The organism is Pseudoneobacillus rhizolycopersici (genome assembly GCF_054786815.1).
Genome location: NZ_JBTOOE010000004.1, coordinates 83,588 through 102,201, shown reverse-complemented (window position 1 = coordinate 102,201; position 18,614 = coordinate 83,588). Strand labels below are relative to the sequence as shown.

The window sequence follows — 18,614 nt, the reverse complement described above, 5'->3', positions numbered from 1 at the left end:
AGTGATGGAAAATGCATGGATCATACCGCTTTTCCCGCTTTTATCGTTCGTGTTCCTTCTTCTATTTGGTAAAAGGTTAAAAGAGTCGAGCGCCTATGTGGGGATGCTCTTGACGTTTGCTTCTTTAGTCGTTTCTTTGTGGGTGCTGTTCGAGCGTTTCAATGAAGAGACTTTCAAGACGGAAGCAACTTGGCTGAAAATAGGAGATGTTTCATTAACAGCGGGCTTTGAAGTGAATCAATTAAATGCATTAATGCTGGTCATTGTATCGCTCGTAAGTTTTCTCGTTCATACATATTCCAAAGGGTATATGCATGGTGATGAGCGGTTTCCAGTCTTTTACGCTTACCTAGGACTTTTCACGTTTGCCATGTTAGGTTTAGTGATTTCGCCAAACCTATTACAAACGTACATTTTCTGGGAGCTTGTCGGGGTCGGTTCCTTCCTATTAATTGGCTTCTATTTTTACAAGGAAGAAGCGAAGGCAGCGGCGAAAAAGGCGTTTATTATGACTCGTATCGGGGATGTCGGCTTGTTTATCGGAATGATTTTATTGTTCTGGCAAGTAGGCAGCTTTGAATACGATGAGATTTTTAAGGCTGTTGCAGCCGGTGAAGTCGCCCAAGGCATGATTACCTTAACAGCGATTCTGATTTTTATTGGAGCGGTCGGAAAATCCGGTCAGTTTCCGTTACACACCTGGTTACCGGACGCGATGGAAGGTCCGACACCAGTATCTGCTTTAATCCACGCAGCAACAATGGTTGCAGCCGGGGTTTACTTAGTAGCGGCGTTATTCCCGCTCTTTAACGCAAGCGATGTTGCAATGACAACGATTGCCGTGATTGGAGCGATTACAGCGATTTTCGCAGCGAGCATCGGTTTAGTGCAAACCGATATCAAGCGAGTGCTCGCTTATTCAACGGTTTCCCAGCTTGGTTACATGATGTTGGCATTAGGTTCTGCCGGCTATGTAGCGGGTGTGTTCCACTTAATGACACATGCATTCTTTAAGGCATTATTATTCTTAGCAGCAGGTAGCGTCATTCATGCGGTGCATTCGCAAAACATCGAGGAAATGGGCGGATTATGGAAAAAGCTGCGCGTCACTGGCCCGTTATTTTTAATCGGAACATTGGCGATTAGTGGATTCCCATTATTCTCCGGATTCTTCTCGAAAGAAGAAATTTTAATTGCGACATGGGTGAATGGCAACCCAGTGCTGTTTGTATTAGCATTGGTGACCGCGTTCATGACCGCATTCTACATGTTTAGATTGTTCTTTATGGTATTCTGGGGCGAGGCTCGTTCAGCAATGAAGGGTGTCCATGAATCACCAAGTGTCATGACCTTGCCAATGATGGTGTTAGGGGTACTGGCGGTAATCGCTGGTTTCGTGCAAACGCCATGGGGTCATTTCCTCGGCGACTGGCTAGTGGAGGGCAACTCTGCTTTAGGCCATGGTCATACGGAAGGTCCACTATGGATCATGATCGTGACGACCGTTGTGTCATTAGCGGGTATTTTCCTTGCTTGGTTGATTTATGGTAAAAAATCAATCGCTCGCGATTGGCTTGGAGCTTCAACACTTTACAACGTTTTATACAATAAATACTATATCGATGAGTTCTATTCCTTAACGGTTGTGAACGTAACGAAAGGGATTAGTTACTTCTTACGCTTCATTGATGTGTTCTTAGTTGAGGGCATTGTCAAGGGTGTAGGTGGCATCGTTTCAGGACTTGGTCGCGGCGGTTCAAAGCTGCAAACCGGGCAAATGCAAACCTATGCGGCGGTTGCCTTTATTGGGTTAGCCGTGCTAATCGTCATCTTTGCTGTAACAGGGGGGTACTTGTAAAATGGATCTTTCATACATTCTCAGTTTATTAGTATTCTTCCCTCTTTTAGGTATCGTCATTTTAGCGTTCATGCCAAAGACACAAGAAAAGACGATTAAAATGGTCGGCTTATTGGCAACATTACCGTCATTGGCGTTAAGTGTGGCGATTTATTTACACTATTTAGCGGGTAAAAGCTTAGAAGATTTCGCCGTCGTAAAACGCTGGATTCAGTTCGGCGGTTTCGGCCAAATGGACGAGAACTTCTTTGCGGTGAAATATGAGCTTGCTGTGGACGGCTTTTCGATGGTTATGGTGCTGTTAACCTCGATCGTGGCGACATTGGCAGCGGTAGCTTCCATTCATATCAAAAAGGAATGGAAAGGCTATTTCATGTTGTTCTTGCTTTTAGAAGTAGGAATGCTTGGCGTCTTTACGGCAGAAAACTTAATTCTATTCTTTATTTTCTTCGAAGTAACTTTAATTCCAACGTTCTTCTTAATTGGAAAATGGGGTTATTTTGAAAAAGAAAAAGCCGCTTACAGCTTCTTAATCTATAACGGCTTAGGGTCGGCGATTCTATTAATCGTGATTATGGTGTTGTTCTCGCGTGCGGGGACTTCGAATATTGATATTTTGCAGCAAATCATTGGGAATCCGGAGGCTTCAGCGGCATCAGGAATTAGTGATACGATGAAGTTTAGCTTATTGCTGGCGTTAGTGATAGCGTTTGGCGTGAAGCTGCCAATTTTCCCATTGCATACTTGGATGCTGCGCGTGCACGTTCAAGCACCGCCATCGATTGTTATGATTCACTCAGGGATCTTGTTGAAAATTGGTGCTTACGGGTTAATTCGTTTCGGGATGGGTATTTTCCCGGATGAGTTTAAGAAAATTGCCGTGTTGCTAGCGATTTTAGGAGTCGTGAACTTGCTATACGGCGCGTTCCTAGCGTTTATCCAAACCGATTTCAAAATGGTGTTGGCGTATTCGTCAATTTCCCATATGGGTATCGTGTTAATCGGGTTAGGCGCAATGAACGAAGTGGGAATTCAAGGGGCGATCTTCCAAGTCGTGTCTCACGGTTTGATTTCAGCCTTAATGTTCTTCTTAGTCAGTGTGTTCTATGAGCGGACCGACACGTCGCTGCTTGGAAACCTTGGTGGAATGGCCAAAGGCATGCCGATTGCGGCTGGATTTTTACTAGCGGGAGCAATGGCGTCACTTGGCTTACCTGGAATGAGCGGATTCATCAGTGAATTCATGGCATTCATGGGCTTGTTCAATGAACTTCCATGGGTCGCAGCGATCGGAACTATCGGGATCATTATGACAGCTGTTTATTTATTGCGTGCGGTACTGGGGATTACCTACGGACAGTCAGGCCGCGAATTTGCTGGCATGACCGATATTCGCGGGGCTGAATGGGTACCAGTCATTACGTTAATGGCATTGATTGTGTTAATTGGTGTATTCCCAAGCGTTTTAGGGGAGCCATTAAAGACAACCATTGACGCAATCATGTTAGGGTTAGGAGGGTGATGAAGGATGGAGCTTGAACAATTGCTAGATTTTAAGTGGAGCGTCATGACACCTGAGTTCATCATCCTAGGTGTAGCGACATTATTATCAATTTTAGACTTATTTATGCCAAAAACAGTGAATCGCAAGCTGCTCGGTTGGATGGCGGTTGCCGGGGTTGCCTTGGCGACGATTTCGCTAGTCGGGCTAATTGACGAGCCTGTGACGGCTATTTTATACGACACCTTCCGCTTAGATTCATTCGCGAAGGCGTTTAAGTTCATTTTATTAATTGGCTCATTACTTGTTTTATTATTAGCGATTAGCTTTAAGAAAAAAGATGGCCTTGCTGAGTATAAAGGTGAGTTCTACTATTTATTCCTAACGGCATTGCTTGGGGCAATGATGATGACCTCTTCAGGTGACTTAATCACGTTGTTCGTCGGCTTAGAGTTGCTGTCGATTTCGTCTTACATTTTAGCAGGAATCGCGAAACACAACATAAAGTCAAACGAATCGGCAATGAAATATGTCATCAACGGAAGTATTGCTACCGCAATTACGATGTTCGGGATGAGTTATATTTATGGGTTAACAGGCACAACCAATATTAAAAACATGTCCGGCGTGTTGCTAGGCATGGGTGCCAATGATCAACAGCTTTATTTAATGGGTATCGCCTTCTTTATGACGTTTGTCGGGCTTTGCTTTAAGCTAGCTGCGGCACCGTTCCATATGTGGGCTCCAGATGTGTATGAAGGGGCACCAACACCTGTCACAGCGTTCTTGAGCGTTGTTTCGAAGACAGCCGGCTTTGTGATTGTGATTCGAATTTTTGTCAGCGTGTTTGGTTCATTACCGTCTGGTAAGGCGATGGATTCACTACCGATGCTGTTGCATTTGCAAGACTATATCGGCTTTATCGCCGGGGCAACGATGATCATCGGAAACGTGGTTGCCTTGCGTCAGCGCAATATCAAACGCCTGTTTGCTTACTCTAGTATTGCCCATGCGGGTTATATTTTAGTAGCATTCACCAGCATGAGTTATTTCACGTTTGACGCCATTTGGTTCTATTTATTGGCTTACTTGTTCATGAACGTTGGGGCGTTCGCGATTATCCAAATGGTGAGTGAAAAGAGTGGCTCAGAGGATATTAGCGAGTTTGCCGGCTTGTACCGTCGTGCGCCAATTTTAGCGGTTACATTTGGCGTGTTGCTGATTTCTTTGGCCGGGTTCCCGGGAACTGCTGGATTCATCGGAAAATTAAACATCTTCATGGGCGCATTCGCGACCGAACCAGCGCATTATGTGTTGGCGTCGATCATGATTGCGACAACCGTTGTGTCTTATGTCTACTATTTTGGCATCATGACGCAAATGTTCTTCCGACCAGCAACGGATGACAGCAAGTTTAACATCCCGGTTGCGTTATTGGTCGTATTGATCGGTAGCGTCGCTGGAACAATCGTGCTTGGCTTAATGCCGAACGTAGCGTTAGACTTCCTGCATGACAACTTTAGTCAGTTTAAGGACTTTTTAGAGTAGTACAGCGAGTAATTTTGGGAGAAATTTTAATAGGGTTAGAAAGGAAGGAGTTAGGGGACTCCTTCCTTTTTTTGTATGCGTAATTTCCTTGTGTACTTAGTATAATGGAGGTGGGAGGAGGAGGTTAGGTTGAAACGATTTTTCATCATGATCTTGGCAATTTTGCTTGTATGTCCAGTTGTAAATGGTGTGGAAGCATCGAATTTAGGATTTAAGGATCTTCCGAAGGAGAAGGGCTTTTGGGCTGAAAAAGAAGTCGATTATTTAATCAAGCAAGGCATCATTAGCGGCTATGCTGATGGCACTTTTCGCCCGAACGAACCGATTACCCGTGCCCAAGTGGCCGGGATGATGGTCCAAGCATTGAAGCTGTCGGTAAAAGAACGGCCGAATCCTGGATTTAAGGATGTCAGTCCAAAATCTTACTATTATCAGGCGATTGCGGCGGTGGCGGCTGAGGGGATCATCCGTGGTGATGAGGAGGGCCGTTTTCGTCCTGGGGAATATGTAACGCGTGCCCAGATGGCCGCGATTTTACGACGGGCCATGGGCTATAAACAAGAATGGAATCAGCGCTTTTTAGATATTGAAAAAACGCATTGGGCTTTCAGTGAGATTAATTCAATTGCCGAAAATGGGATTACTTGGGGGAAAGGGCAGTTTCAATTTGTTCCGAATGACTGGACGTCTCGCGCTCAGTTTTCCGTGTTTTTGGCTCGGGCTTTAAATGGGAAGATGTCTTTGTATCCTTATTATCAAGGAATCAATTCAGGAAAATTGCAGTCTGAAGTCGAGCTTGGGAAATGGAAATTATCATTAACTGAGGATGCATTGCTGGCTCGGCATGTTGAGAGTAATGAGGTCATTACGATAGTCGATAAGGAAAGAATCGCCTTCTGGCTGAAAATTGACTTAAAATATCAGCTGAATAAAAATCTCGACGATTTAACGGTGGAATTGGATAAGGGCGCTAATTTTGGCGTGGGAGCCATTCCAATTATCATTCGCGGCTCCGCTTTTAACGGACCGATCCGCTCGTACTTGCAGCTATTGGTTGACCCGAAGCTATTGGATGATCCAAAGGCTGATTTAAAGTTTCATGAATATTATAGTTTTCCTTTTGAATCTTTTGATTACAGTAAGTTTAATTTCCATAGTATCATGACCAACCGGTTTTTAGGTAATGTTCGTTCAGCCGGGAATGGGGATGTAAAGGTTAGCCTTTATGTGCGGTCCGGACCGATTCATACCCCACCAAAGGTTTTAACGGATATTGTTATTAGAAATGATCGGGTGGAGAATGGGCAAAAGGATGCCGCTATGCGAGATTTCCGCTCCTTTGCGGTCGATGGTAGCCGAATGTTTTATTACAATTCTCAAGGTTTATATAGTAGGTATTATGACGGTAGCCAGCAGAAACAGCTGGTTAAGGGTAGCGTCCGTTCGTTTAAAATAGACGGCCTGAAGATTAAGGTCGAAATGGCCAATGGGAAAGTCGTGGAAGTTGATTATCCGCGGCCATAGTGAGTTTGATTGTGCAGTCACCTAGTTTAATCTAGGTGATTTTTTTTGAAGGTGAAAGAAGAATGGCTATGATAGAATAAAAGAAGTTTAGGAATCTAAGGAGGTTCAACTATTATGGAAGCTTCAGTCGGTGCAGACGCGCTAATTGGTATCGTTGTAAACCTAATTTGCATCGGTTTCTCATGGTGGGCGTTACAAGCGATTCGGTTGGACAAGTTACTCAAAGCCAACCACATCCTCCAAGCACGCATCCTCTACATCCTCCTCTCCATCGCCCTAGGCTCAATCGTAAGCAACTTCCTCCTCACCTACCTCCACTGGTCCCGCCAACTCCAGCTGTTGCTTTAACGGAGTAAGTAGAGGTAATTCGCTTTAGTGCTTTAAAGCATGTGTATTTTTTAAAACACAAAACACTTTAGTGCTTTAGTGTTTTAAAAAACTCGGGGACAGTCCCCACATGCTTCACCGCGGTGAAGGGTAGGGGTGAAAGAAAGACCGAATTCGGTTAGAATTCGGTTTGGTGTAGGGTGATGGCTTCTTGGAGGGCTTGGTTGGTGATTCCGTCGATGCCTGATAGGTCGGTGATGGTTTGGGCAAGGCGAATAATTTTGATTTGGGCTCGGGTGCTTAGGTGATGGGTGATGGCTAATTTTTGTAGTTCACGCTCTAACATTCTAAGATTTGGGCCCACTGTTTTTAACAGTTGCTCGGTTGTAGCATAACCGTTTAAGGTATGGTCACCGCCATAACGTTGATATTGTCTTTCGCGCGCCTTGATGACGCGTTTTTTTATTGTTTTTGATGGTTCCAGGGAGCTAGCGTTTACCAAAAGAGCCTCCTTTTCAAAGTTGACAGACTTAAGCTGAAGGACGATGTCGAATCGGTCCAATATAGGTCCGGAAATTTTTCGGCGATAGGAGAGAATTTGTTTTGGGGAGCAAAGGCAAAATCTCTCGTTTGAATTCCGAAATCCGCAGGGGCAAGGATTTAAAGCGGCAATTAAGATAAATCTCGCCGGATAGGTAACCGTTGAAAGGGCACGGCTAATCGTGATGTGCCCACTTTCTAAAGGCTGACGAAGCATGTCTAATGCTTTTTTTGGAAACTCTGCCATTTCATCAAGGAACAGCACACCATTATGAGCAAGTGAGATTTCCCCCGGTTTGGGATTGGAACCGCCGCCGATGAGGGAAACTGCTGAGGAAGAATGATGAGGCTGCCGGAAAGGTAGTTCGTTTAATGCTGGTTTGCTAGCGCCGTTAGCAGCTGCCAGTTGATAAAGGCTTTGCACCTCAAGCTGTTGCTCGGCATTTAATGGTGGCAGGATGGTCGGGAAATTTTCAGCTAAAAGGCTTTTGCCGCAACCGGGCGGACCAAACATTAGGACATGATGCCCGCCTGCTGCTGCGATTTCCAAAGCTCGTTTGGCATGTGAATGTCCGATGATGTGGGAAAAATCGAGCCGTTGGAATGGGGCTTTTCTGACGGAATGGTCGAATGGAACGAACCATTCAGGTGTGGGGCAAGGTATTTTTTTATCAATAAGAAATTGCATGGTTTCATCAAAGGTCGAGACAAAGATGATTTCGAGATTGCGAAGCTCTAGGCCATGAAGGCTCGGATGGTAGGGGCAAATGATTTGCTCCAGGCCGATTGTTTTCGCTGCCAGAATCGCTGGTAGGATGCCTTCTATTGGTTGGACGGAGCCGTCTAAGGAAAGAGCGCCTAAAAAAGCGGTGGTGGCTAGAATTTTTAACGTTGGAAAGAGGTTTAATTCTTGAATGATTCCCACGGCGATGGCAAGGTCAAAAAACGGTCCATTTTTCTTTTGTTCCGATGGTGACAGGTTGACGATGATTTTTTTTTCTAAAAGATTGGCATTATCAAGGGAAAGTAGGGTGGCCATGACGCGCTGCTTCGCTTCTTTTACGGAAAGGTCGGGCAGACCGACGATGGTGAAGGAGTTCAGCCCGTTTATGACCTTTACCTCGACCTTGACAATGTAGCCCTGCATACCGCGAAGGCCGATGCTGTTAATAATGACTGACATAGTGTTCGCTCTCCTTTTTGGGAGATTGCATAAACTGGAGGTAGTGTTCGTGTTTCGGCTCAGGAAAAAAGGATAGGATGCGCTCGGTTTCGACAATGGGATTCGGCTCGGAGGAAAAGTAGGAAGAATAACTGCTCCAGGGATATTCGTTTGGTTTCGTGACAATGGCGGCTTCGACCGGATTGGCATGAATGTAGCGGCTGGCGTTTAGAAAATGCTCGGCATCCTTGATGAGTGCACCTTTAAAGCGGCCTTGGAAAACATGTCCGCTTAGGTCGTAGCGGTGGTTAAAATAAATGGCGTAACGTGTCTGGGTGAATTTCATGATGTCGGTGATAGGATCTTTCTGCATTTCAATGAGGAGATGGCTGTGGTTCGACATGAGGCAGTAGGCGTGAAGCTTAAAGGGGTAGAGCTCTTTCGCTTCCGCTAAATAGGTTAAGTATTTTTGGAAATCCCTTCTGTCGATAAAGATTTGTGCCTGCTTGTTCCCTCGACTCGTAACGTGATACGTCATCCCGGGAACCCAAATGCGATGACCTCTGGGCATAAAAAAACCTCCTCCATAATTTCTTACTCCAAAAATTCGCTACCATCTCCCAAAATCCTTCCCCCAAAAAATGACAACAATGTGAACAGTAACACTTTAACGCGTTAAAGGATGTGGGGACAGTCCCCGAGTTTTTTACATCACTAAAGCGCTAAAGCGTTTAGTGATGTAAAAAATACACATGCGTTAAAGTGCTAAAGTGGTTCCCTTTTTGTCGAGTTTTGCCATGTATGGTTGGCTTTGTTTTGGAGAGAATGGTAGGTAAGGGGAGAGTGAGTAGAGAGATGGATAAGAAATTGGTTGGAGTTATTTTGGTTATTTCGATATTTTTGTTGGTTGGTTTAAGTTTTTTTCAATTTGGGAATAAGACGATTGTTGCGAATGGAGCTCAACAGATTCAATGGCATGAGTTGCTGACGATTGGATCCATTTTAGAGAAAGAAAACGTTGATATCCAAGAGTGGGCGACGCATTCCCGCGAGCATTTGACCAATTTTACCAACAAGAAAGAAGTTGTCCAACTACAAACAAGGCTACAAAAAGAATTCCCGAATTGGGACTGGACTATTCATGATGATCAAAAATCTGGCAACTGGAAAGCCATTGCTACTAATAAAAACTCTACAAAAAATTTTCAAGAAACCATTCAAATTATGGCTACCCTCACAAATGAACAATTTCATTCGTATCTCTTATATGAGGTAAAAGGGACAAAATGGAACGACCAGACTAGGGACTTTTTTCAGAATAAATGGAATTCAAGGAAATCCAACATATTTCGCGGAAAAGCAACAAATTTCTCTTGTATGAAAGCAGATATCAATGATAAGATGGGTACGTCTTTAACAAATTCTGCAGATAACTGGCTCGGTGCTTTTCAGGCAAAGGAAATTGAAGCTCTTCAAGAACCAACGTTTGTCTCCATTTCGGCCTCTTCGCCATTATTTGCCGAGTCTATTCAAACTAAAAATGAAGCAATGAATTTGCAGCTTGCGATTAGATCGAACGGATTGGGCGGAAATACCAGCCTTGTAATTGGCACACCAATCATCACGATTGAATATTAATATAGAGAAATTGGACGCGGAGGGGAATACTCTTGGAAAAAATCATTGTCCGCGGCGGACAGCGCTTAAACGGCACCGTCAAGGTTGAGGGAGCAAAAAATGCCGTTTTACCTGTACTTGCTGCCACTTTATTAGCCAGTGAAGGGAAAAGCACAATTAAAGATGTGCCGACTCTCTCCGATGTATATACGATCAATGAAGTATTACGTTATCTAAACGCCGATGTGGAGTTTAAAAATAATCAAGTTGTTGTAGATGCATCCAAGGAGTTAACGATTGAAGCGCCATTTGAATATGTTCGTAAAATGAGAGCTTCCGTATTAGTGATGGGTTCTTTATTAGCGCGAAATGGACGTGCGCGCGTAGCTTTACCAGGAGGTTGTGCGATTGGGTCACGCCCGATTGACCAGCATTTAAAAGGCTTTGAAGCAATGGGAGCGATTGTGAAAGTAGGAAACGGATTTATTGAAGCGGAAGCAGAGAATGGCCGTTTACACGGAGCGAAAATTTATTTAGATTTTCCTAGTGTGGGTGCGACTGAAAATATTATGATGGCTGCTACTCTTGCGAAAGGCACGACCATTATTGAAAACGTCGCAAAAGAACCTGAAATTGTTGATTTGGCGAATTTTTTAAACAGCATGGGTGCGAAAGTTCGCGGTGCGGGTACCGGAACGATTCGGATTGAAGGCGTCGATCGTATGTATGGAGCGGAGCACACGATTATTCCTGATCGGATTGAAGCGGGGACATTTATGGTTGCCGCGGCCATTACGGAAGGGAATGTTCTAGTACAAGGTGCTGTACCTGAGCATCTTTCTTCGTTAATTGCGAAGCTAGAAGAGATGGGCGTTTTGTGTATTGAGGAAGAAGACGGAGTTCGCGTGATTGGTCCGGAGCGGTTAAAAGCTGTTGATATTAAGACCATGCCTCACCCTGGATTCCCAACTGATATGCAATCGCAAATGATGGCGTTATTATTGCGCGCTAACGGTACGAGTATGATTACCGAAACGGTTTTTGAAAATCGTTTTATGCATGTGGAGGAGTTCCGCCGCATGAATGCCGATATTAAAATTGAAGGTCGTTCTGTCATTTTGTCTGGCCCTGCTGATTTGCAAGGAGCAGAAGTGTCTGCAACCGACTTGCGAGCAGCTGCTGCATTAGTGCTGACTGGATTGGTAGCGGAAGGTGTAACACGCGTGACCGAGTTGAAACACTTAGATCGCGGCTACGTCAACTTCCACCAAAAACTAGCTGGCCTAGGTGCAGACATCGAACGCATCAAAGATATCGATGCCCTAAATGTAGTAGATAAAATCATCACTGACCTAAACGCATAACAGCATACCGTCTTTAAAAATGATAAAACACTTTAGCGCTTTAATGTATGTGTGTTTTTTCAAATACCCAAGCCACTGTGGCTTGGGTATTTGAAAAAACTCGGGGACAGTCCCCGAGTTTTTTTAAAGAACAAAAGCGATTTTTCGCTTTTGTTCTTTAAAAAAATACACACGCTTTAAAGTGCTAAAGTGTTTTTTGTTTTAGAAAAATTTGTGGTTATATTAGGTGGGCTTTTCCCATAAGTATGAATGTAGAAGTTCTTCAAATGGGGGATCGATATCATGAAAAATTTCAAACCTTTATTCGTACTAGCTGCTGTTCTTTTTGCGATCACTTTGCTTATTCCCGCGCTGCTTGTTTTACCTTTTTCAGACGATAGGCTGGGCGGAAAATTGGGGGAAAATTTAAGTAAAGCCAGTGGACCGGAGGCGGTGCCTGTGGATGCTCGGCAGTTAGATGATTCAGCTGTTGAAGTGGCGGTTTACCGAATGGCGGCAAAAAAAATGGAGGAAATACCACTTGAGCGTTATGTGGTTGGAGTGGTAGCGGCAGAAATGCCGGCACAATTTGAACTTGAGGCCTTAAAGGCTCAAGCATTAACGGCACGGACCTACATTATTAGGCAAATGTTAAGCGGTGAGCGTTTAGGTGTTCCTGAGGGAGCGATGGTGACTGATACTGTTACCCATCAGGTGTATCGAAATGAAGATGATTTAAGGAAGATTTGGAAGCCGGAAGAATTTGCGTGGAAGTTACAAAAAGTCCAAGAGGCCGTCCTTGCAACGAAGGGGCAAATTTTAACATATAAAGGAGAGCCAATTTCATCCACTTTTTTCTCGACGAGCAATGGCTTTACTGAAAACTCAGAGGATTACTGGTCTAATAGCTTCCCCTATTTGCGAAGTGTCGCGAGCCCGTGGGACGTGAAGGAATCACCGAAGTTTAATAATCAAGTTGTGATGCCGATAGCGGAATTTGAACGGCGATTAGGGATTAGACTGGCTGGTAGTAGCGATGTGATTGGCGAAATCACAGAGCGAACAGAAGGAAATCGCGTTGCGAAGGTGAAAATCGGTGGGAAAACGTTAACCGGTAAAGATGTCCGTGAAAAACTCGACCTGAAATCATCCGACTTTTCTTGGGTGAAAAAGGGCGATCATATAGTGATAAAAACAAAAGGCTATGGCCATGGTGTCGGAATGAGTCAGTATGGCGCCAACGGAATGGCGAAAGAAGGCAAAACCTACGACCAAATCGTCAAATACTACTATAAAGGCATCAACATCAGCAAAGCCGAAGAACACCTCAATACTGTTACTGCGAAAAAATAGTGAATGGGCTGGGGGCTTTAGCGCTTTAAAGCATGTGGGGACAGTCCCCGAGTTTTTTACAGCATTAAAGCGTTAAAGCGTTTTGGTGCTGTGAAAAATACGCACACTTTAAAGCGCTAAAGTGTTTTTTGATTTCAGCGTCTGGGTTGACGGCGGCGAATGACTAGGTAGGCGATGGTGACGCCAGTGATGTCCTTGATTAGGTCGATGAGGGTGGCAGAGCGGTAAGGGACGAAGCTTTGGTGGAATTCGTCGATTAGTCCGTAAAGCCCTGCGATCACTGCAAAGATAAGGTTGTTTCGTGCTGTCAATCGACCATTAAAGTGAGCGGCCATTACAAACAATAGGTAGAGAATGGCAAACTCAACGAGATGTAGGGATTCTTTTATAAAACGATCAACGTCTAAATTCGACAGCTCGACGTAAGCGTTCTGCGGCCTGCTCGACATATGCCAAACCGCCAGCATATAGAGGATTGGCAATACCCATAATAATTTCCTCGCGGTAAATTTCACTTTTAAAAAACCTCCCAATAAAAAAATATTTTCAAATACATGCATAATCGTGCTCACTTTGTCGAAAAATAAGTCCAAAAAAAATTTTTAGATAATTGTATATAATCACCAAAATGCGTTAAGACTGATTGCTGAGGTGATGAAAATGAGAGAGGAAGAAAAGAAACGGACTTCTCAAGATTCAAGTTTCAAGCGCTTTATGAAAAAGCGTTGGGTATTTCCAGCTATTTATATTGCAAGTGCAGCCCTTATTTTAACAGCCGTATTTTGGTATCAAACTAGCAGCATCAATAACGCTACAAAGGACAACAAGTATGATTATAACGCAACTGACTTAGTAGGTAAAAACAAACCTCCTGTTCCAGCGATGGAAGTTAACACGGCGTTAGAAAACATTAAGTGGCCTTTGGCAAATCATGAGCAAGCAACAGTTCAAAAGCCATTCTATGATGTAAACGGAAGCGATGAGCAGCAGCAAGCGGCTTTAGTTTCCTACAACAATTCCTACCAACCAAATACCGGAATTGATGTCACGATGAGCGGGGATTCGTTCGAGGTGAAGGCAGCGTTAAGCGGGACTGTCACTAAGGTAGAAACGAATGATACGCTGTTAGGAAATGTGGTTGAGATCATGCACGACAATAATGTCGTAACTCACTACTCTTCGATTACCGACATTAAGGTAAAGGAAGGCGACGAAGTGAAGCAAGGACAAGCTCTTGCTATGGCTGGGCAAAGCTTGTTGAACGAAGAAGCTGGAGTACACGTACACTTTGAAATCCGCAAAGACACCACGCCTGTGAACCCGATTGAGTTTTTTGAAAAACCAGCGAGTTCCGTAGTGGTGGAAAAAGCGGTGCAAGAAGAAGCGGTTGAAAATGATGGAAATGTTGAAAAGCAAACCACTGAAGAAGAAAGCAAGACCATCGACAGTAATAAAAACGCCGAAGGTACTGGCACTTCTGATGGTAAAAGCGACAAAATCAAAGACGACTCAAACGCAACCAATCCCTAAAAGCGTAGCGTAGAGATCTAACACAAGAGCAGGTGCAGATTCAATCAGCACCTGCTCTTTTTTGTGTGGCGGGGGAGTGGTGTCGCGCTTTAGTGCTTTAAAGGATGTATATTTTTTAAAGCATCAAGCACTTTAGTGCTTTAACGCTTTAAAAAACTCGGGGACTGTCCCCACATGCTTTAAAGCGCTAAAGATTCTTTCATAATTTTCGGACTAATGTTATAATTATTTCGAGAATCGAAGTGTAAAGGAAGAGGGGGAAGTTAGAATGCCTTATCATACATATCCATATGCTTCTAAGCGGATGGCGACGGTGGCGCGGGGTGGTATGGTTGCGACGTCGCAGCCTCTGGCGGCTCAGGCTGGCTTAGAAATTTTAAAGAAGGGTGGAAATGCCATTGACGCGGCCATCGCAACAGCGGCCTGTCTAACGGTCGTAGAACCGACGTCCAACGGTATTGGTGGCGATGCGTTTGCGCTTGTTTGGACAAAGGACAAGCAGCTGCACGGTCTTAATGCTAGCGGTCCAGCGCCAATGGGGATTTCTATCGAAAAAGTGAAAGAGCTAGGACACGAAAAAATGCCGACGCATGGCTGGATTCCAGTAACGGTTCCAGGTGTGCCGTCTGCTTGGGCAATGCTATCCGAACGCTTTGGTCGCTTGCCACTTACAGAGGTTTTAAAGCCGGCCATCGATTATGCGCGAAATGGCTATCCGCTGTCTCCGATACTAGCAAAATATTGGAAGCGGGCACACGAAATTTATAAGCAGCGCTTGGAGGGGCCGGAATTCGCTGAATGGTTCCGCGTATTTGCACCAAATGACAAGGCACCTGGGGTTGGTGAATTGTGGACCTCAGAGGACCATGCGAAGACGCTGGAGGAAATTGCTGAGACGGGTGCGGAGAGTTTCTACCGTGGAAGTCTGGCTGATAAAATAGCTGCAGCATCCAAGGAAGCTGGCGGATTTTTAACAAAAGAAGATTTAGCAAGCTATCGTGCCGAATGGGTCGATCCGATTTCTGTCCACTACAAGGGCTATGATGTCTGGGAGATCCCACCGAATGGACAAGGACTAGTGGCGCTAATGGCGTTGAATATGTTAAAAAATGATCAGTTTGCCCACCGTGATGATGTGCGCACGGTTCATTTGCAGTTTGAGGCAATGAAGCAGGCGTTCACGGACGGGAAGGAATATATTACCGATCCGGCGGTGATGAAGACGCGTGTGGCTGATCTTTTATCAGAAGAATATGGCAAACAATGCCGCGAGTTGATTGGCGAGACAGCGCGCACCCCTGAGCCAGGCTCGTTGCCAAAGGGTGGAACAGTGTATTTGGCAACAGCAGATGGCGAGGGTAATATGGTGTCATTTATTCAGAGTAATTATATGGGCTTTGGGTCGGGAGTGGTGGTGCCTGGCACCGGAATCGGCTTGCAAAACCGCGGCCATGATTTCTCGCTTGATCCGGCTCATGAAAATGCGCTTGCGCCTGGGAAGAAGACGTACCATACGATTATTCCGGGCTTCCTAACAAAGGGTAGCGAGGCGGTTGGCCCGTTTGGAGTAATGGGTGGATATATGCAGCCACAGGGGCATGTGCAGGTCGCGATGAATATCATTGATTTCGGGTTAAATCCGCAATCAGCACTTGATGCACCGCGTTGGCAGTGGGTCGAAGGCAAAAAGTTTGAGGTTGAGCATACGTTCCCGAATCATTTAATTGGCCAGTTAGTTGAGAGGGGGCATCAAATTTCGGTTGCCCATGATTCAGGCGGATTTGGCCGTGGTCAGGTGATTATGCGCAATCCGGAGACAGGTGTGCTGATTGGCGGAACTGAGCACCGGACGGATGGCAGTATTGCTTGTTATTAGGTAGGAACAGGCTGAGTCGGTAAGAAACGAATCAGCCACTGAAACCCTTCAATGGAGAGGCGTGGCATGATGAAAAAACTGTTACTAACTGGATTTGAACCATTTTTAGGATTTCCGATAAATCCAACGGAAGCAATTGTGAACGCACTCGATGGTCAGGAAATCGGTGGATTTCAAGTAACTGGGTTACTGCTGCCTGTGGATTATGAAAAGGCAGGTCCAAAGATTTTGGCAGCGATAGAGGAATTGGGGCCAGATGCCGTTGTTTCGCTCGGTTTAGCAGCGGGGAGAGCCGCGATTACACCTGAGCGTATCGCGATTAATTGTCGTGATGGTGAGGCGGATAACACTGGAGTGGCTTTGGAGGATGCGCCGATTGTGGAGGACGGTCCGGATGGATACTTTTCAACATTGCCAATCCGTAAGATGGTCAATGTGTTGAACGAATCGGGTTACCCGGCACGGATTTCGAACACGGCGGGAACGTATTTGTGTAATAATATTATGTACACCGTTTTACATGCGGTAGACGGTAAGATTCCAGCGGGCTTCATTCATATCCCAGCCTCGCATGGTCTAGCGGCTGTTTCGAAAAAAGAAATGGCAAGCTGGTCTGAGAGAGATTTGACGGAAGCGGTAGCGAAGATCATTGAAACGATCGAATAGTAGAAAAATGAAACAGCCCTCTTGATAGAGGGCTGTTTTTCTTACTAGAAAAGGATAGTCTATTAATAAAATATTTCCTACATGCATAGAGCTATTTTTCGACTGGAATTCGACAGAAAAAGATGAAACTACCATTGAAGCGCTGGATAAAAATGCGGATTCCTTAAATCCTAATCGACAAATTTCTCGGGAAATAATAAACATAACGACCCAACCACTACTAAAAAAAATACCACCACTTTAACGCTTTAAAGTGTGTGGGGACTGTCCCCACATGCTTTAAAGTGCTAAAGTGATGGCGAATGCGGCTATGCACAATGATGAGGTCTGTTTATTCGGTGATTTCGAATTCGATGCTGGTTTTGGTTTTTGGCCATTTGCTGTCGATGAGCCAGATTTCGAGTTCGTATTTGCCCTTTTCGAGATCAATGAATTCACCAGAAAATGTCAGTTCTTCCCCTTGTTTTAACGTCTTTTCGCGGTAGACCATGATCCACTTTTTATTATCGGTGTATTGTTCCACCTTTTTGCCGTCTTTTTTCAGGATATAGTCATAGATACTCGCACTTATGTTAACAATCTGTTCCTTTTCCGTTTGGTTTTTCACGATGTAGGTCCATTGGTAATTGTGATCCCCTAAAGGCTCCACTGCAAGTTTAGGTTCTAATCCGCCTGCCCAAATGCCACCATTCGTATTCATGAATTGATACACCCCATAAAGGCCATGGACAAGATGCGTTCTTGTCGCAGGCTTTCGATAATCTGTTTCCTTAGGAAGGAACTCTTTTGCCACCACGGCGGAAAGAGCGCCCTGAGCCCAGTCGCTTGCCGGCAGTTTTTCAACCGACACACCGTCATTTACTTCAAGTTGAGCGGCTTTTGCTAAAACTTGAGCCACTTCTTCAATCGTCATCTTTTGGTTGGGACGAAAATTCCATCCATCAAAAGGCTCCATCCAACCTTGCAATTTAACTGCCATCATTTCATCCTTTGCCCAATGTTTCGTCGTGTCGGCAAAAGGAGCAATTTTAGCAACCGGTGGTTTGAGCTTAAATAAACGATAAAGACTAACAGCAAGTTCGGCGCGTGAAAGCTTCGCCTCGAAATGAGCCTTGCCGTCAGGCTTCCCTTTTAAAATTCCTTGCGCTTTCAAAAATTCATATTTCTTTTCGATACTTAACTTTAGGCTGGAACTTTCCTGTACGGAAGTAACACTGGACTGGTGATTTACATCTGTCACTGAAACTTCGCTAACAGAACTGGCCAGCGTTGTCGTCGTCGGCAAAAGCAAAGACACCGCCGAAACCCAAACAAACCATCTTCTCTTCAACAATTCCACCTCCAAAAATCAATCCTTCAAAACCAATAGACGAAACCGACACATCAAACGTTACACCTCAACAAACACACCCCACCACATCACCGCTTTAAAGCATGTGGGGACTGTCCCCACACGCTTTAAAGTGCGAAAGCGAAATCTGGTCCGATGCCCACACACTTCACCGCGTTAAAGCGGAGCGGGACTGTCCCCACATGCTTTAAAGTGCGAAAGTGTCCTATTTTCAAAAAATTCTTGGGGAGGTCTTGTCCGTGTTGGGGTTTTTGTGCATATATTGGAAACCAAGCTAATAGAATGTTACAAACCTTATCAAAGAGGGGTTTGAGGTGAGGGGTCGTTTGTAGAAACTTTTGATTTTAGTTGAGGATATGTTTATTCATGGCAAAATCAGATTATGGGGTCAAATTTGGCCACATTCTGGCGCATGCGT

General features: G+C 44.8%; 15 protein-coding genes. 11 read left to right on the top strand and 4 right to left on the bottom strand.

Features of this window, described 5'->3' with window-relative positions:
- The first annotated feature begins 1 nt into the window (after window position 1).
- The 5 genes from nuoL to ACX9YW_RS06180 all read left to right on the top strand — a co-directional run bounded on the left by nuoL (window position 2) and on the right by ACX9YW_RS06180 (window position 6,779).
- Window positions 2-1,858, top strand: a complete 1,857-nt coding sequence (gene nuoL / locus ACX9YW_RS06200; RefSeq protein WP_460343452.1) for an NADH-quinone oxidoreductase subunit L — start codon at window positions 2-4, stop codon at window positions 1,856-1,858.
- A gap of 1 nt (window position 1,859) precedes the next feature.
- Entirely contained in the window at window positions 1,860-3,380 is a 1,521-nt protein-coding gene (locus ACX9YW_RS06195) for a complex I subunit 4 family protein (protein WP_460343449.1), read from the top strand.
- A gap of 6 nt (window positions 3,381-3,386) precedes the next feature.
- A complete protein-coding gene (nuoN, locus tag ACX9YW_RS06190) occupies window positions 3,387-4,907 on the top strand; it encodes an NADH-quinone oxidoreductase subunit NuoN (protein WP_460343446.1) in 1,521 nt (506 codons plus the stop codon).
- A 129-nt stretch (window positions 4,908-5,036) separates the two neighbouring features.
- Complete coding sequence (locus ACX9YW_RS06185) at window positions 5,037-6,431, top strand: S-layer homology domain-containing protein (RefSeq protein ID WP_460343443.1); 1,395 nt, start codon at window positions 5,037-5,039, stop codon at window positions 6,429-6,431.
- A 114-nt stretch (window positions 6,432-6,545) separates the two neighbouring features.
- Window positions 6,546-6,779, top strand: coding sequence for a DUF1146 family protein (locus ACX9YW_RS06180; protein WP_460343440.1), 234 nt, complete (start codon window positions 6,546-6,548; stop codon window positions 6,777-6,779).
- A gap of 157 nt (window positions 6,780-6,936) precedes the next feature.
- On the opposite strand, the gene ACX9YW_RS06175 is transcribed toward ACX9YW_RS06180, so the two are convergent.
- Together ACX9YW_RS06175 and ACX9YW_RS06170 are read right to left on the bottom strand one after the other, a co-directional pair.
- Window positions 6,937-8,481, bottom strand: a complete 1,545-nt coding sequence (locus ACX9YW_RS06175) for a YifB family Mg chelatase-like AAA ATPase (RefSeq protein WP_460343437.1) — start codon at window positions 8,479-8,481, stop codon at window positions 6,937-6,939.
- The gene (locus tag ACX9YW_RS06170; protein WP_460343434.1) at window positions 8,465-9,031 is read right to left on the bottom strand and encodes an REP-associated tyrosine transposase; all 567 of its coding nucleotides are present in this window, start codon (window positions 9,029-9,031) and stop codon (window positions 8,465-8,467) included. Before ACX9YW_RS06170 ends, ACX9YW_RS06175 begins: the two co-directional genes overlap by 17 nt.
- A gap of 284 nt (window positions 9,032-9,315) precedes the next feature.
- Between ACX9YW_RS06170 and ACX9YW_RS06165 the strand changes: the two genes are divergently transcribed.
- From ACX9YW_RS06165 to spoIID, 3 genes are all read left to right on the top strand, one after another.
- Window positions 9,316-10,098 carry a YwmB family TATA-box binding protein gene (locus ACX9YW_RS06165; protein ID WP_460343431.1) on the top strand — a complete coding sequence of 261 codons (783 nt, stop codon included), beginning with the start codon at window positions 9,316-9,318 and terminating at the stop codon, window positions 10,096-10,098.
- A 32-nt stretch (window positions 10,099-10,130) separates the two neighbouring features.
- Window positions 10,131-11,441 (top strand): UDP-N-acetylglucosamine 1-carboxyvinyltransferase, encoded by a 1,311-nt coding sequence (gene murA / locus ACX9YW_RS06160; RefSeq protein ID WP_460343428.1) that lies wholly within the window; start codon window positions 10,131-10,133, stop codon window positions 11,439-11,441.
- Between the two features lie 282 nt (window positions 11,442-11,723).
- The gene (gene spoIID, locus ACX9YW_RS06155) at window positions 11,724-12,773 is read left to right on the top strand and encodes a stage II sporulation protein D (RefSeq protein WP_460343425.1); all 1,050 of its coding nucleotides are present in this window, start codon (window positions 11,724-11,726) and stop codon (window positions 12,771-12,773) included.
- A 134-nt stretch (window positions 12,774-12,907) separates the two neighbouring features.
- Here spoIID and ACX9YW_RS06150 read toward each other — a convergent pair whose 3' ends face one another.
- Window positions 12,908-13,333: a VanZ family protein gene (locus tag ACX9YW_RS06150; protein WP_460343422.1), complete on the bottom strand. Its 426-nt coding sequence runs from the start codon at window positions 13,331-13,333 to the stop codon at window positions 12,908-12,910.
- A gap of 100 nt (window positions 13,334-13,433) precedes the next feature.
- On the opposite strand from ACX9YW_RS06150, the gene spoIIQ reads away from it, so the two are divergent.
- The 3 genes from spoIIQ to ACX9YW_RS06135 all read left to right on the top strand — a co-directional run bounded on the left by spoIIQ (window position 13,434) and on the right by ACX9YW_RS06135 (window position 16,845).
- Entirely contained in the window at window positions 13,434-14,303 is an 870-nt protein-coding gene (spoIIQ, locus tag ACX9YW_RS06145; RefSeq protein WP_460343419.1) for a stage II sporulation protein SpoIIQ, read from the top strand.
- Window positions 14,304-14,571: 268 nt separating this feature from the next.
- Entirely contained in the window at window positions 14,572-16,179 is a 1,608-nt protein-coding gene (ggt, locus tag ACX9YW_RS06140; RefSeq protein WP_460343416.1) for a gamma-glutamyltransferase, read from the top strand.
- Between the two features lie 69 nt (window positions 16,180-16,248).
- Entirely contained in the window at window positions 16,249-16,845 is a 597-nt protein-coding gene (locus tag ACX9YW_RS06135) for a pyroglutamyl-peptidase I (RefSeq protein ID WP_460343905.1), read from the top strand.
- 331 nt (window positions 16,846-17,176) lie between these two features.
- On the opposite strand, the gene ACX9YW_RS06130 is transcribed toward ACX9YW_RS06135, so the two are convergent.
- Window positions 17,177-18,175, bottom strand: a complete 999-nt coding sequence (locus ACX9YW_RS06130) for a BsuPI-related putative proteinase inhibitor (RefSeq protein ID WP_460343413.1) — start codon at window positions 18,173-18,175, stop codon at window positions 17,177-17,179.
- Window positions 18,176-18,614 lie beyond the last annotated feature (439 nt).